Annotated in this window: 17 protein-coding genes; 6 read left to right on the forward strand and 11 right to left on the reverse strand. The window is 55.0% G+C overall.

Going from position 1 to position 14,914, the window contains the following annotated elements; genetic code table 11:
* Positions 1-28: 28 nt before the first annotated feature.
* The 9 genes from EGY08_RS20270 to EGY08_RS20310 form a co-directional block, all read right to left on the reverse strand.
* Positions 29-529 (reverse strand): fimbrial protein, encoded by a 501-nt coding sequence (locus tag EGY08_RS20270; RefSeq protein ID WP_004124772.1) that lies wholly within the window; start codon positions 527-529, stop codon positions 29-31.
* A 12-nt stretch (positions 530-541) separates the two neighbouring features.
* The gene (locus tag EGY08_RS20275) at positions 542-1,069 is read right to left on the reverse strand and encodes a fimbrial protein (protein WP_162626091.1); all 528 of its coding nucleotides are present in this window, start codon (positions 1,067-1,069) and stop codon (positions 542-544) included.
* Positions 1,070-1,082: 13 nt separating this feature from the next.
* A complete protein-coding gene (locus EGY08_RS20280; RefSeq protein WP_123828847.1) occupies positions 1,083-3,719 on the reverse strand; it encodes a fimbrial biogenesis usher protein in 2,637 nt (878 codons plus the stop codon).
* Between the two features lie 73 nt (positions 3,720-3,792).
* The gene (locus tag EGY08_RS20285) at positions 3,793-4,518 is read right to left on the reverse strand and encodes a fimbria/pilus periplasmic chaperone (RefSeq protein ID WP_032742201.1); all 726 of its coding nucleotides are present in this window, start codon (positions 4,516-4,518) and stop codon (positions 3,793-3,795) included.
* A gap of 35 nt (positions 4,519-4,553) precedes the next feature.
* Entirely contained in the window at positions 4,554-5,093 is a 540-nt protein-coding gene (locus tag EGY08_RS20290; protein WP_004124751.1) for a fimbrial protein, read from the reverse strand.
* Positions 5,094-5,165: 72 nt separating this feature from the next.
* Positions 5,166-5,711 carry a type 1 fimbrial major subunit FimA gene (gene fimA / locus EGY08_RS20295; protein WP_004124748.1) on the reverse strand — a complete coding sequence of 182 codons (546 nt, stop codon included), beginning with the start codon at positions 5,709-5,711 and terminating at the stop codon, positions 5,166-5,168.
* 464 nt (positions 5,712-6,175) lie between these two features.
* A complete protein-coding gene (locus EGY08_RS20300; RefSeq protein WP_004124745.1) occupies positions 6,176-6,802 on the reverse strand; it encodes a tyrosine-type DNA invertase in 627 nt (208 codons plus the stop codon).
* Between the two features lie 443 nt (positions 6,803-7,245).
* Positions 7,246-7,851 carry a tyrosine-type DNA invertase gene (locus tag EGY08_RS20305; RefSeq protein ID WP_004124742.1) on the reverse strand — a complete coding sequence of 202 codons (606 nt, stop codon included), beginning with the start codon at positions 7,849-7,851 and terminating at the stop codon, positions 7,246-7,248.
* 548 nt (positions 7,852-8,399) lie between these two features.
* Entirely contained in the window at positions 8,400-9,011 is a 612-nt protein-coding gene (locus EGY08_RS20310; RefSeq protein WP_004124739.1) for a LysE family translocator, read from the reverse strand.
* 149 nt (positions 9,012-9,160) lie between these two features.
* On the opposite strand from EGY08_RS20310, the gene EGY08_RS20315 reads away from it, so the two are divergent.
* Complete coding sequence (locus EGY08_RS20315; protein WP_004124737.1) at positions 9,161-9,622, forward strand: Lrp/AsnC family transcriptional regulator; 462 nt, start codon at positions 9,161-9,163, stop codon at positions 9,620-9,622.
* Between the two features lie 106 nt (positions 9,623-9,728).
* On the opposite strand, the gene EGY08_RS20320 is transcribed toward EGY08_RS20315, so the two are convergent.
* Positions 9,729-10,235, reverse strand: a complete 507-nt coding sequence (locus EGY08_RS20320) for a MarR family winged helix-turn-helix transcriptional regulator (RefSeq protein ID WP_049115369.1) — start codon at positions 10,233-10,235, stop codon at positions 9,729-9,731.
* Positions 10,236-10,315: 80 nt separating this feature from the next.
* On the opposite strand from EGY08_RS20320, the gene EGY08_RS20325 reads away from it, so the two are divergent.
* Positions 10,316-11,200 (forward strand): EamA family transporter, encoded by an 885-nt coding sequence (locus EGY08_RS20325; RefSeq protein ID WP_004124726.1) that lies wholly within the window; start codon positions 10,316-10,318, stop codon positions 11,198-11,200.
* A 207-nt stretch (positions 11,201-11,407) separates the two neighbouring features.
* Here the strand turns inward: EGY08_RS20325 and EGY08_RS20330 are convergent, their stop codons facing one another.
* Positions 11,408-11,617: a YdgH/BhsA/McbA-like domain containing protein gene (locus EGY08_RS20330; RefSeq protein WP_004105360.1), complete on the reverse strand. Its 210-nt coding sequence runs from the start codon at positions 11,615-11,617 to the stop codon at positions 11,408-11,410.
* A 381-nt stretch (positions 11,618-11,998) separates the two neighbouring features.
* Between EGY08_RS20330 and EGY08_RS20335 the strand changes: the two genes are divergently transcribed.
* The 4 genes from EGY08_RS20335 (at position 11,999) to EGY08_RS20350 (ending at position 14,907) form a co-directional block, all read left to right on the forward strand.
* On the forward strand, positions 11,999-12,316 hold the full coding sequence (locus tag EGY08_RS20335; protein WP_004124723.1) for an antibiotic biosynthesis monooxygenase family protein: 318 nt from the start codon (positions 11,999-12,001) through the stop codon (positions 12,314-12,316).
* 40 nt (positions 12,317-12,356) lie between these two features.
* A complete protein-coding gene (locus tag EGY08_RS20340) occupies positions 12,357-13,079 on the forward strand; it encodes an ArsR/SmtB family transcription factor (protein ID WP_004124720.1) in 723 nt (240 codons plus the stop codon).
* A gap of 394 nt (positions 13,080-13,473) precedes the next feature.
* Complete coding sequence (mrkA, locus tag EGY08_RS20345) at positions 13,474-14,079, forward strand: type 3 fimbria major subunit MrkA (protein ID WP_004124717.1); 606 nt, start codon at positions 13,474-13,476, stop codon at positions 14,077-14,079.
* 126 nt (positions 14,080-14,205) lie between these two features.
* On the forward strand, positions 14,206-14,907 hold the full coding sequence (locus EGY08_RS20350) for a molecular chaperone (protein ID WP_004124715.1): 702 nt from the start codon (positions 14,206-14,208) through the stop codon (positions 14,905-14,907).
* Positions 14,908-14,914 lie beyond the last annotated feature (7 nt).

Consider the following 14,914-nt stretch of genomic DNA (forward strand, 5'->3'; position numbering starts at 1 on the left):
ATCCGCTGATTCATAACGTTCTCCTGCCTTATAGCCAGGTGTAGGTGACGTTAATCACCGCCTGGATTGTTCCTTGCGTTGGCCCGCCATTAACCGTCAGCGCCCTGACGCGCAATGGAAAGCGGGTGGATTGCGTGGCATCGTTGACGGCCACCGTTTTGCTTGTGCCGTTGTTAAACCGGGCGCCGCTGGTGTCCTGCAGCTCCAGCTGGAGGTTGCCCGCCGTCCCCTGGTTTTTGTAATAGCCGGTGGCATCCGCCGTGCCGCTGAAGCTGGCGGTGACCCGTGAGGTACCAACCGGACAGTTGCTGAGCTCGAGCGTGACGTCATGCCAGCCTGATGCCGAGCCGGGTGAAAGCATGTTAAAGGTGTATAAATCACCGAGGTCGACGGTGGCCTTCGGGGTGGCGATGGTGCAGGGTTTGGCCACCACTTTGCCGTTAACGGTAATGGTCACATCGGCGGCTTGGGGGGCGCTGGCGAAGGTCATGATTACCGCCAGCAGCCAGGGTGCATGAGTCCATTTCATTTCAGCCTCCGGTTACTGAAATTCAAGCGTGAAGGTTGCGGTGGCATTAACGTGTCCTGCCGTAATCGGGACGCGCGCGGCCATCAGCCGGGCGTAAAAGTTCAGAGTGTTGGTCTGCCCGGGTTTCAGCGTGGTCCACGCGATGTTTGACGAGGGGGCGTTGAGTAGCAGGGGGGCCCGGCTGCCGTTAAGGATCTGCACGCCGATGCCGGATGCTGCTGATACGCCGCTGTCCAGCTTAAGCAGGCTGGTGTTGTCGCTATCCGCTACGCCGGTAAAACCGACTTTGACCGCGGTGACGGAACCGCCGCAGGGCGATAGCACGATGCGAAAAGGCACCAGCGGCGTGGTCGTGCCGACGGCATTAAACTGTTTGGCGGCGTTATTCATCAGGTCGACGGTAAAATCTTTTGACTCACCCGCCACGGCGCAGGTGTTATCCCTTACGTATCCGCTAATCGTAATAGTGCTATCGGCGGCAGGGGTGCTGAAGGAGACCAGAGAGAGTATGGCGCCCAGCAGATACAGGTTTTTTCTCATCATCATGCTTTCCTTAGCGGCACGCTGCCGACAGCTGGCTTAACGCCTGGTTCTGGCTTTCCGGCGGCAGACGGTAGTCGGCTTCACAGCTGGCGTCGGGGCCGTCTCCCCACTTCGCGCGCACCTTGCCCGCCAGCGGCATTCCGCTCAGATAAACCTGGCCGTTATCGGCGACGATGCTGCTATTCTGGCTATCGACAGCGGCGGCTATGGCGCCAAAAGGAACCGGTTTACCGTTGTGGGTCAGCGTTATCAGCAGCTTCATGCCGACGCTGGCCTTAAATTCGGCGCGCGCAATCGCCCCGTGGGTGGGCACAATACTGACCACCGCATCATCAAGATCGACGTTGTTGGCCAACGTATTGGTGTTCAGCGCCACCCGGTTTTCCCGGTATTCGGTGGCGTAGGGCAGAACGGCGTAGCCGCGCCAGTCGGTCCGTACCCCGGTCTGGTTTTCTACCTTCACGCCATCCGCGCCGGGGGCTTTGATCAGCACCACCGTATCGTTCATCGGCTGGCTCAGGGTGATGCCGTCGGCATGGGCCAGTACGCCGCCGCTCAGGCCGTAGTACAGCTGTTTGATGCCGTCGCTGCGGCTGTAGCCGACGTTGGCGTTGCCGTAGCCGCCACGGTAGTTCAGCGCCGCGTAGCCGGTACCGCCGCTGTTGCCCTCACCGCCGCCGGCGTAGCCGGTCTGTACGCTGTAGCTCAGGTTGTTGTCCTCCAGCAGCGTGCCGTACAGCCCCGCCAGGCTGGTGGTCCTGCCGTTCAGATCGTTGGACATGCTGTAGCTGGCGTTACCGTTTCTCCAGGCCGACTTGCTGTCGGAGCGCATCCAGTGGCTGAACGGGATACTGACGTTGACGGCCAGCATCTGGTCACGACCCTGCTGCCAGGCGTTTTTGGTCAGGCTGTAGCTCAGGGTCCAGTTGATATCGTCCACGGCGGCGTTAAGCCCGGCCTGGAGCTGCTGGTCGGCGCTGTTGGTTCCCCAGTAGGTCTGATGGCTGCCGCTCAGGTAGAGCGTGGCGGTGCGCCCCAGCTGCTGGGTAACGCTGAGCTGCACTTTGCCGCGCTTGTTGTACGCGAGGTTGTAGTAATCGGTGAACTTCGGCTTCATCTGCACCACCCCGTCCTGGGTCTCGATGTTGTAGCCGTTCATCCGGCTGTAGGTGGTGTCGGCGAAGCTGAAATAGCCGCGCGTCGAGTAGCGGTAGCCCACCAGCTGGATGTTGGTGCCGGTATCCGTCAGCGACTTGTTATAGAGGAAGCGAACCGACTGGCCCTGACGATCGCTGTCATCGGGCAGGGTGGCGTTGGCCTGGGTGATATCCAGCGACAGCGCCCCCAGCTCCCCCATATTTTTGCCGACGCCGAGGTTAAAGGCGCGGTAGCGGTCCGCCAGCTGGGTGCCGCCGTACAGCGTCCAGCCCTCAGGAAGACCGCGCATTACGGTGCTCTGGAAGAACTTCGGTTTTTCCTGCTGATTGCTGCCGCTGCGGTACTCCCCGGCGGTGACGGCATAGCGGGTATGGCCCTCGCGCTGGAGCACCGGAACGGACGAGTAAGGGACGGTGAAGATCTGGCTGCTGCCGTCGGCCTCTTTGATGGTCACCTGCAGATCGCCGCCATTGCCGGCGGAGTAGAGATCGTTGATGGTGAACGGGCCGGGCGGTACCGTGCTCTGGTAAATCTCATAGCCGTTCTGTTTCACCGATACCTGAGCGGTGCCGCGGGCAATGCCGTGAATGACCGGGGCAAACCCTTTCTGGCTGTCCGGCAGCATATTGTCATCGGAGGCAAGCTGCGCGCCGCGGAAGTTGATGCCGTCGAAGACGTCGCCGTTGGTGTAGCTGTCGCCGAGGGTCAGGCGCGAGCGCAGCAGCGTAATATCACGTTCAAGCCAGGTATTGATGTGCTGCCACTTGTTTTCATTGGTCGACGAGCTGCCGCCGCTGCTGTAGCTCCAGGTGGTGTTGTCGCGCAGGCGCCAGGCGCCGAGGTTGAGCCCGCTCTGCAGGTTCAGGTACGCGTAATTGCTGCTGCCGCCAACGTCGTTGTGCACGTTGTTGCCGGTGAAGTTGTAGTTCAGCAGGCCGGCGTTAATCCCGTGGTCCCACAGTTCGGGGGGAATATAGCCGCGGGCGCGGTTGCCCATAAACGCCTGGGGTACGGTCAGATACAGCCGCTGCAAACCGACATCGAAGCGGGTAGTGGCGTCCTTGATGGTTTCGGTTAACGGTACGCAGGCATCGGATGCCAGAGCGCCGATCCCTTCAATGGATAACGTGTTGACACCCATCCCGGCCAGCTGCCCGCGCGTCAGGCAGGGGACCAGCGAGCGATCGTTTTCTCCGCTATTAAAAGTGACATCGCGGGTGGTCATAAACCCGTCATTGAGGTAAATATCGACGCGATAGGTTCCTGGAGGGACCTCCTGGCCGTTGGCGAATCCTGATAAATCCGCCACGGCGGCAGGGTCATCCGCTAAAAAACGCGGATTAAAATAGAGCTCCGCCTGCACAGAAAAGATCGGTGCGGCAAGTAACAGAGCCAGCGTGATTTGAGCGAAAGCGCGCGTATTCCCCGGCCCGTGGCTGCTTTTACGCCCGGAGTCCAGGCCGTCGAGTCCATATTTCAGATGTGACATAGTCCCTCCGGTCCAAAGTCGCCCGGCTGTCAGTTCTTATTTTTATTTCCGGGAGGACGCGGCCTCCCGTCGGTTATTGCGTGACGCCCTGCATCCGTGGGGTCAGCGCGCCGTAGTCGTTAATCGTCCGGTATGTAATCTCACGACCGGCATCGGCGGGCAATTTAACGCTGGCTTCACCCATCGGCGGAACCAGCGCATTTTCCAGCACCCGGGTTCCGGCGTTGAGTTCGGTGACCGTCAGGTAGTAGGGGGTGGGATTGACCAGCGTAAGCGTGCCGGTGCCGCGGCGAAACTTCAGTTTCTCCGCAGCCTGATCCGGCGGCAGCGCCAGCTTTGCCGGGCGGTAATAGAGCTTAATGCGGCTGATGATCGCCAGTTGCAGGGTGTTGTCGCTGAGCTTTGATTTATCCATTGACGGGATCGCCTTGACGTTCATCCAGAACAGCGTTTCCCGATCCTGCGGCAGCTGGTTGTTGGTGGCATCAATAATGCGCAGGGTGTTCTCTTTTTTCCCCTGCATGGCGAACAGCGGCGGGGTGATGACAAAGCGGCCGTCCTTCGCGCCATCGGCATTCTCCACCCATGACTGGATCAAATAAGTGCTCTTTTCGTCGTTGTTGGTGACCGCCAGTTGAACCTGCTTTTGCCCGGCAGGATAGATGACGCGGGTTGCCCCCAGCGCCACGCCGGCCTCGGCGCGAGCGGTAAATCCCATGGCGGCTATCATCAGCGCCCCCGCCAGTAAACCGCGCGTTATCGCCAGTGTTGTTCTCACGTTTACCCCTTTTATCGTCACCGTCGTTTCCTGTTTTCGGTTCGTCTGCTGATTCATTACTGGTAGGTCAGGGAGAACCAGGCCTGAGCGTTGGCCGCGCCACCGGTGACCTGGTGCCCTGTTGCCCGGTATTTCGCTACAAAATGCAATGTGGTTGGCCCGGTATACAATCTTGTCCAGGCGGCGGGAGGACCGTTCAATGGGATCGGATGGTCGTCTTTATCAAACAGAGCGACACCCACGCCGGTCGCTATTCCCGGTCCTTCGCCCACCGAGAGCACGTCCGGGTTTTTACCATCGGCGACGCCGTGAAAGGCCACGCCAACGCGTTGGCTGACGGCGGTACTGCACTCCTGCAGGTGGATATCGAAGGGAACTGGATTCGTATCTTCTCCGGCTGAATGAAGCCGATTACTGCTGATCTGTCCCATATTGACCGTCATCTGCTGGTCGCCAGCTTCAACGCGGCAGGACTCGGCAATGATGATGCCCTGAAAGCGCATATTTCCGCCGGGCAGCGTGACGTTCCATTGATTACCGGCCAGCGCCAGCGATGGGAGCAAAAATATCAACAGACCTGACTTCATCCTTTGCATCGTTATCACCCGAGTTCCGTTATGGATAACGGGCCTTCCTGGCCCGATATGCTTCCCTGCCTGATGAATGAATTACTGGTATTGCACTTTGAAGGTCGCGTCAGCGTTAGCGGTACCGGCAGTGGCTGCAGCGGTCGCATAGTAGCGCGCCTGGAACGGGATGACGTTGGTGCCATCGTTCAAGGTGGAAGCTGCGCTGAAGGTCGCGCCATCCAGCACCAGCGGCGTACCGGTACGGTCCAGGATCTGCACGCCGACGTTATTCGCGCTGCCTGCTGCGGAGCTTTGCAGCGCCAGTACGGTGGTGTTGGTGCTGTCAATTGCGGTGCCGGTGAAGGCGACGGCGGCCTTGGTGGCAACGGTGGTGTCACAATCGTTCAACTGGATATTGAAGCCGACAGCCGTGCTGGTGCTGCCTGGAGTAGCGAGTTTTGCCGAACGAACCTGGCCCATTGGAACGGTCTGATCGATTGAACCCGCGTCAATGGCGCAGGCTGCGTTGACGACTTCCCCTTTAAAATGCACCGTGCCGCCATTTACCGTGGTGTCGGCCAGCGCCGCCGCGGAGCTCAGAGACAGGGCTGACAGAACAACGATTGCCAGTGATTTGATTTTCATGTTGTTTTCCTTTGAACAATATCGGGATTACGAACCGATCTGGCCGTCATCATGACCTCCAGGTATTTCATGTTTCAGCCGAAGTTTTCGGCTGCGGTTCTGCATGTTTTTCACCCAAAAAATGAGACATTTGGGGCCATTTTGACTCGTTGGCGTAATTCACTGAAAATATGGCTTTTTTATAAATAATTTGGTTTTTTAATCTGCTTTGTTGTTGTTTTTCGAGATAATGAATTGAAATAGTTAAGGCTTAATAAGCCATGGATGGCTATCGGCAACGCGGGGCCACGAAGGATGGGTAGCGGAAAGAAGGATGTTTCTGGAAAAAATTAAAAATAAAAAAATATTATTAATCAATGTGATATTGGTTTTTACACTCTGTTTGATGCATTCGATGGTTGCAAAAGGTTACTGAATATTTTTATGATGCACACAGTTTGGCCCCAATTGACCTGTTCGGTAAGCTATTTCCCCTTATTTATCAAATTCTTATTTTCCATTCTCTGATTTTGTAAATTCCACTCCATCAGGTTGTTGCGTTCCCAGAGTCCGGCGAATCGCGCGGCGTTGCTGGCCGTATAGCGTACGGTATGGCGAATATTTCGATGGCCGAGGTAGTCCTGGATAAGGCGGGTGTCGGCCCCTCTCTCCGCTAGCTCGTAACCGCAGGCATGGCGCAGCATATGCGGGTGAGTATGGGTAGCCGTGCCAGCGTCTACGCCAGCGGTTCGGATGATTCGGTAGGCCTGCTGACGCGAAAGCGGAGTACCGCGTCGCGATATAAACAGCGCATCGGTTTTTTGCGCGCCTTTCCAGGCGCCGCGTACCTGGCTCCAGCGCCTGATGGCGTCACATTCATCGACCATCAGCGGATGTACGGTGGAGAATCCATTCTTCAGCCGTCGAATATTGATGCGGCCTTCGACCAGATCGAGGTCGCGATAGTGCAGATCGAGTAATTCGCTAATGCGCATACCATGACGAAAAGCGAGCAGGATTAGACAGTAATCCCGCTCTCCCGTTTGCCCGTGACGGGCTGCCAGCATCATCGCCTGAACTTCTTTACCGGTAAGAAAACGACGTCGGTTCACAATAAATAACTCCTGATATGATCTTGATAATTAACACGACCCTGCTGACAGCAGGGGGCGCTCACAAATAATTCGCAAGGTTAATCGCGTATTATATGAAGGGGATTAAGCATAGTTGAATAATGACATTATAGCGGCTGTGGGACAGAATATTGCCAGATGATAAATCTTATTCTTATAGATTTTATTGATGGCGGCAACCTCTGCGCCGCGGTTCTTTTTCAGGTGTATAAAATTAAAAGGAAAAAAGCATGGTTGCGGCTATTTTAAACGGAAGGGAGTTGGTGCATTTATATGCTGGGTCATGCCCGAGGGGTAATAAGATAAATCATCGTAGCGCTGTGAACTTGCCGGAACAATAATCATAAACACCGTATGGTTAATTTTTATTAATGTTTACCGCTGCCTGACGGTTATTTTGACGCCCTCCATGGCATCGAGCATTACGGCAGAACAGGGCTCCGCTGTCTGTCTCTGCTTTCGTCCCAGATACCATAGAAACGGCCAGCGTTACTGGCGGTATACCATACGGTATGGCGAATGTTGCGGTGGCCCAGGTAGTCCTGGATAAGGCGGGTATCAATGCCCATGTTGGCCAGGGCGAAGCCGCATGAATGACGGAGCATATGCGGATGAATTTCGAGCGACAGCCCGGCATTATCGCCAGAGGCGGAAATAATCTGATAAAACTGCTGGCGAGACAAAGGATTACCTTTTCGTGAGAGAAATAACCATTCGCTGTCGGACTGCGGGTATGAGGCGCGGACATGCAGCCAGTTTTTTAATGCGCGGATTTCTTTATTCAGCAAAGGATGCGTTGTCGAAAATCCATTTTTAAGACGGTGAATATAGATGCATTTAGAACTAAGGTCGATATCGGAAATTTGCAGGCGGCATATTTCACTGGCGCGTAATCCGTGAATAAAACATAATAATGTCAGGCAATAATTACGCGTGGCATGTGCGCCACTGTTGGCCGCTTTGAGTAATGACTCTATTTCGTTGTGAGTCAGGAAGTTCCTTTTTTTTAAAATAGCATTGCTTTTCATTGAGTTCCCTTTATTATGCAGCCGGCTAGCGCATTTTTTGGCCGTTATCAGGTAATGATTAAGCTCGTCTGCATGTGCATTATTTATTGCTGCGGCGGGCAATATTTAAGCGTTGTGGCTTCTTTTGGATAGGCAGTTTTTATATTTATATTTTTGTTTGGCGTTACTCTTTGGGATAGGGCCCATATTCTGCTCATTGTTTTCTCCTTAAGTGGGTATACAGCAGTATATAACTTCTAATATTGTTAACCATACTGCAAAAACCTTCTTATGAATAGGGGAAACAGGATGCGCAAGAATTCTGGCGGATGGTAAGAGTTATTTTATTTAAAATGAGATAAACCTTAGCTGCTGCTAAGAGGATTATATCGGAAGGGCACATAATCAAAAATCAGGCTGATAAGGATCCCGGAGTCGCGTGTGGGCTAACTTCAGGGAGGTTATGGCTGATGCAAAAATAACCGTGAGGCGGGGCGTTTTACTGTACGTTTTTTCTTAATAATGCACTGGCGCGAACAGGCCGGTCGCTCACGCCTCATACTTCCTCCCTACCTCAACTGCTCCACGAACAGCACGGCGGCTACGGCGACCATCATCACGCCGGAAGCCATACTGACCTTGCGTGCGATTTGAGGCCGGGTTGCCAACAGCGCTCTGGCGCCGTAGCCGACCAGTAAATAGACCAGCGTGCAGGTCACCAGATGAATGCCGCCCAGCGCCGACATCTGCTGAGCCAGAGACCAGCTTCCCTGGGGATCGGTAAACTGCGGCAGCAGGGCCAGAAACAGAAGAAAGACTTTTGGGTTCAGACCGCTAATGCATAGCCCCTTAATCGCCCAGCGATTCCAGCTATCCGCGCTGTATTGCTGGGTGCCTGGCGTTGGCGGATGGCGCAAAATAGCGATTCCCAGCCACATCAGATAGCCCGCGCCCAGCAGGGTAATCGTCGACAGCGCCAGCGGGTGGCCGGCGATTAACACGCCGATTCCGGCGACGACGATCAGCGTGGCCAGTAGGTGGCCAGACATCAGTCCGGCGACGGCGGGTATCACGCGGCGTCCGTTGATTCCCGCGCTGATGGTATAGGCCCAGTCAGCGCCCGGCGTGATGATCAGCAGAAAAGAGACCAGCCAAAAGCTGGCGATAAAGCTCATTTCCATGGACAGCGCACCTCTGCGTGGTAACGGCAGTTTCTCATCATTTTCCCTCGTAAAGCGGCGATTATTTGAAGGAAAGAATATCGAGTTTATTGCGCAATGAGCTTTCAATGTTATGCTCTTAAGCGGTCTTCTGAGGGAAAATATTCCAAATGGATAGCATTGATAGAAAAATTCTTGCTGAACTCCAGTCCGATGGACGACTGTCGATAACCGAGCTAGCCGAGCGGGTGAATCTCAGCCTTTCTCCCTGTCATCGACGGCTGCGGACGCTGGAGCAGGAAGGCGTCATTACCGGCTACCGGGCCAATCTTGATCCGGCCAAAATGGGCTTCAACTTCCTGGCGATTGTCTTCGCGACGTTAAAAGAGGGCGATAAGAAAGCGGTGAGCGCGTTTGAGGACGCGGTAGAAGAGATCCCCCAGATCGTGCTGGCACAGCGCCTGTTTGGCGATCCGGACTACCTGATGCACGTGGTGACGCGCGATCTCCCGGCGTTCCAGAAACTGTATGATGACAAGCTCTCGGCGATGCCGGGCGTGCAGCACCTGCGCTCTACGCTGGTGATGAAGACGGTTGTGCAGGATCGCCCGTTTCCGCTCGGAAAGGGGTGAGCGCAGCCCGGACAGATGCGCAGCATCGCCTCCGGGGAAATAACGGTGATGCTTCATCAAAGATGCTCCGGCAGCAGTATGAGCACCCTGTCAAAGCAAAGTGGTATTACTCTTTTTCCAGCAGGCGCATAAAAACCGTCAGCGCTTCATCCAACTGCAGGCGCTGCGCTGCGGAAAGCCCGCTCAGCAGTTGCCGCTCATTCTCCACGTGGCTTTCCACCGCCTTATCGATGAGCTCTCGTCCCTCTGGCGTTAGCGCCACCAGCATACTGCGGGCATCTTCCGGGTTTGGCAGACGGCAAATAAACCCCCGTTTTTCCAGCGCCTTCAGGCGATGAGTCATGGTGCCGGAGGTGATCATTAACGTTGAAAAGAGCTGGGTGGGCGACAGCATGAACGGCTCGCCCGCCCGGCGTAACGTTGCCAGCATATCAAACTCCCAGCGCACCAGATCGTGGCGCACAAAGGCCGCTTCGATGCGCGGCTCCAGCAGCATCGTGCAGCGTTTCAGGCGGCCGATCGGCCCCATCGGGCTGCAATCGAGATCGGGGCGCTCCCGTTTCCACTGTTCAAGAATGCGATCCACGGCGTCGGTCTGCGGTGATTTGTCCATTCATGCTCACTTGTCTTGATATCAAGATAATTGTCGGTACATACTTAGGCCACAATTTACCTTGATATGAAGATAAAATCATGGCCTTTGTTTCGCGTAATGTGATCGTTGATTTACTGCTGACCGCGCTGGCGCCCGCCATCTGGGGCAGCACCTATATTGTGACCTCGCAGTTCCTGCCGCCCGATCGGCCGTTTATCGCTGCGTTGCTGCGGGTTCTGCCGGCCGGGATCGCTCTGCTGATCTGGAGCCGCCGTTTCCCGCTGCGCGCCGAGTGGTGGAAGCTGATCGTCACCGGGATCCTGAATATCGGCGCGTTTCAGGCGCTGCTGTTTATTGCCGCCTATCGGCTGCCGGGCGGTCTGGCGGCGGTGATTGGCGCCATTCAACCGCTGCTGGTGATGCTGCTGGCCTGGTGCGTCGATCGTCAGCGATCGCCCTGGCTGGCGGTACTCTCGGCATTGATGGGCATCGCGGGAATGGCGATGCTGCTGCTGTCGCCGCAAACCACCCTCGAACCGCTGGGGATCGCCGCCGCGTTTCTGGGGGCGATGAGTATGGCGTTGGGAACCTGGTTATCGCGGCGCTGGGCGATCGCTTTGCCGGTCATCGCGCTGACCGGCTGGCAGCTGCTGATTGGCGGTATCGTACTGGCGCCGATGGCGTTTCTGGTCGATCCGCCGCTGCATCAGGTGACGCTGACTCAGGCGGCGGGTTATCTCTGGCTGTGCGTTGCCGGGGCGATGCTGGCATATGGCCTGTGGTTTCGCGGCATCGGCCGCCTGTCTCCAGTGGCTGTGTCGGCGATGAGCCTGCTGAGTCCGGTGACGGCGGTGCTGTTAGGCTGGATCTTCCTTGGACAAAAAATTGAGGGAATGGCGCTGGTGGGGCTGGTGATTGTGCTGTTCAGCGTGCTGTCGATTCAGCGTGCGTTATCGAATAAGAGCGCCGTCGCGGGCCGATAACATCCCGGAGGCGATGCTGCGCATCTGTCCGGGCTATCGGACTGCAGACGGCAGTGAACCCACAGCCCGGGCTGTGGGTTCACTGTTCGCCAGCAACAAAAAAGCCCCATTAAGGGGCTCGACATTGCTGCGTGCTTATTATGTGGCGGGAGCCAGACCAGCCGCCGTCAGGCGACCTGTCCGGCAGCTCCCTCTGCAACCATTCGGTTATTTAGACAGCTCGGCGGTCATATGCACCTGATTACCGGTATACGCTTCGGTAATGTGGTAAGACTCGCCCTGGTCTTTAGCAATGGCGGCGATTTTGGCTTCGGCGTTGTCCAGTGTATCTGCGGTTACGCTAACAGGCTGAGCGAAGCTAGCGAAAGAGACCAGAGACAGCATACCGGCAGCGGCAAGTAATTTTACGTTTTTCATGGTGTTTATCCTTTTAACTTTTATGGTGGAAAGCGTGTTTGCTTTCGATGGACTTATAATAAGCCTGCTAACTATAACGCGCGTTGCAAAAAGTGCGATTTAGATCACATTTTTATGACGACATGATGACGGGTGTGCAAATTTTAACTTTTTATTTTCAATAAAAACAAAAGGATGGGTTGTCGTGAATCGTATTTTTGGTCACGGAAAATAATCTGACCAGAAGCGCAATTTTCCTGCATCGGCTTATTAATCATTGTTTTTGTGAATGCAATGGGTGTTTTTTGAGCAAAAAGGCGGCCATATTTCGCTCGTTAACGAAGCATTGGCTCGGGTGAAAAGCTACTGTGGCTCTCATACTGATTGCGTGAGGACGACGAAATGATTGCAGTACTCTTTGAAGCCGAGGTCACTCCGGCGAGCCAGGAACGTTACCTGGCGCTGGCGGCGGAACTGAAGCCGCTGCTGAACGACATTGACGGCTTTATCGCCATTGAGCGTTTTCAAAGTTTGAGCACGGCGGGGAAAATTCTGTCACTCTCCTGGTGGCGGGATGAGGACGCGGTGCTGGCATGGAAACGCAACCTTTGCCATCAGGCTGCGCAGAAAGAGGGGCGGGAGAGCATTTTCGCCTGTTATCACATTCGAGTGGCTCAGGTGCTGCGCGAATACCGTTCTTCACATTCCGATCCCCTGTAATAGGGTTATGTTTTGCCGTGGGGAAAATAAGCGAGGCGCTATGTTAAAACCTGTTGAGCTGATTGAAGACGACGAGTCGCTGGCCGAGGCGATGGCGGTAGTGGCGTCGGCGATGGCCGATGCCTCGCGGCTAAAGATCCTTTGCGCCTTAATGGATGGCCGGGCGTGGACGGCCACCGAGCTTTCCGCCGTGGCGGATATTTCCCCCTCGACCGCCAGCGCGCATCTTAGCCGCCTGATCAACAGCGATTTATTGATTTGCCTTGCCCAGGGCCGCCATCGCTACTACCGTCTCGCCGGTAGCGATGTCGCCGGTTTGCTGGAGAATATGATGGCCATGGCCGGCAAGCGCGCGGTGACGCTCTCAACCAGCACGCCGGTAAATTTGCGCGTTGCGCGTACCTGTTACGATCATCTGGCCGGAGAAGTGGCGGTATCGCTATATGATTTTATGCTGCGCGAAGCGTGGATAGCGCCTGACGGCACGGCCCTGACGCCCGCCGGGGAAGCGCACTTTACCCGCCTGGGGGTGACGGTAAAACGCACCTCGCGGCGTAAAGCGTGCTGCGGTTGTCTGGACTGGAGCGAACGCCGCCTTCACCTTGGCGGGGCGGCTGGGGCGGCGCTGCTGCAGCACGGTCTGCAGAAAGGCTGGTTTACCACCACCGCGGGATTTCGCGAAGTGACGATTACGCCGGCAGGATGGCGCGCGTTGCATCTGCATTTTCAACTGGCGGAAAGATCGTCGTGGATGATTAATTAAGAGTGTTCTCTATGTGGAGAAATAGCCTTCTATGACAAGATAGGTTGCTGTTTTGTTAATTCCATATCGCTTTTCCCTGTTCAATGTAAATAACAATGGTTTCGTTTCTTGCTATCAATCTCCCACAATTAATAGTTGTGAGCTATCTGTTACATTGATTAACAGCTCGTGAACATATGTATATTTGTCAGCGAAAAATAGCATTCTTTGACGCCGACAGCCTCGACGAATTCTTTCATTGAATTCGTTCCTGACGCCTTAAATATTGCGGCCTCCGGTCAGTCGAAGTTTCTATTAACAGTTGCACAAGTGAGCATCGCAAATCGCTTCTGACTTTTGTGCGAATTAACTGTTTGCTCATTGATACTTAATTCACTCTGACAAGGAAATGGCAATGAAAAAGGTTCTTCTCTCTGCTGCAATGGCGACTGCGTTTTTTGGTATGGCTGCAAATGCTGCTGATACCAATGTAGGCGGCGGTCAGGTTAATTTCTTCGGTAAAGTTACCGACGTATCTTGTACTGTTTCCGTAAACGGCCAGGGCAGCGATGCGAACGTTTATCTGTCTCCGGTTACTTTAACTGAAGTTAAAGCTGCCGCGGCGGATACTTATCTGAAACCAAAATCTTTCACCATCGATGTTTCTGACTGCCAGGCTGCTGATGGTACTAAACAGGACGATGTGAGCAAACTGGGCGTGAACTGGACCGGCGGTAACCTGCTGGCTGGCGCAACGGCTAAACAGCAGGGCTACCTGGCTAACACTGAAGCCGCTGGCGCGAAGAATATCCAGCTGGTTCTTTCTACCGACAATGCTACCGCGCTGACCAAAAAAATCATCCCGGGCGACAGCACTCAGCCTAAAGCGGTCGGCGACGCATCTGCCGTTCAGGATGGCGCGCGCTTCACTTACTACGTCGGCTACGCGACCAGCACCCCGACGACTGTTACCACCGGTGTGGTTAACAGCTATGCGACTTACGAAATTACCTACCAGTAATATCGACTGAGAGATAAAGGCCGCCTCGCGCCGGGGCGGTTTATACCCGTCATTCGAATTATTTAGGGTATACAACAATAATAAAGCGGCCACTGCTGCCGCTTATTTTTTTATTCTGAGGTCAGCATGAAGCGTATTGCCCTTTTTTTCTGTTTCATTTTTAGTTTTGCGGCCCACGCCAATAATATTATTGTCAACGGCACCCGCTTTATTTATCCAGGAAATGAAAAAGAAATAACGGTGCAGCTCTCTAACACCGCCGACCGTCCAGCGCTGGCGCAAGCCTGGCTGGACAACGGTAATGCCGACGCGACGCCGGATACCATTACGACGCCATTTATTATCACGCCGCCTATTTCCCGCGTAGATGCGAAAAGCGGTCAGACCCTGCGTATTAAGCTCGGTAGCAGCGCGGGTCTCGCTAAAGATAAAGAGACGCTGTGGTGGCTGAACCTGCTGGAAATACCGCCGGTTGAGGCCAGCCAGAAGAATGAAGGGCAAAATATTCTGCAGCTGGCGATTCGTTCGCGCTTTAAGTTTATCTATCGTCCCAGCGGATTAGGCAATCGCGACGCCGCGGCAGAGAAATTAGCGCTCTCCGCTAACGGCAACAGCCTGTCCGTCAGTAACCCGACGCCCTTTTATATCACCGTAAGCCGTATCTCCCGTAACGGCGGCAAAGCGCTCAACAGCAAAACGGTCATGTTTGCCCCACAGTCCAGCCAGACCATCGCCCTCTCTTCCGCAGTGAGCAAAGGCGAGATCCTGACCGTTAACAACATTAATGATTATGGCGCAGATGTCGCAGTGAAAGTTACCGTCAAATAAGGGAAAC

Origin of the sequence: Klebsiella sp. FDAARGOS_511, assembly GCF_003812845.1 — a bacterium.
GTDB classification, from domain to species: Bacteria; Pseudomonadota; Gammaproteobacteria; order Enterobacterales; family Enterobacteriaceae; genus Klebsiella; species Klebsiella grimontii.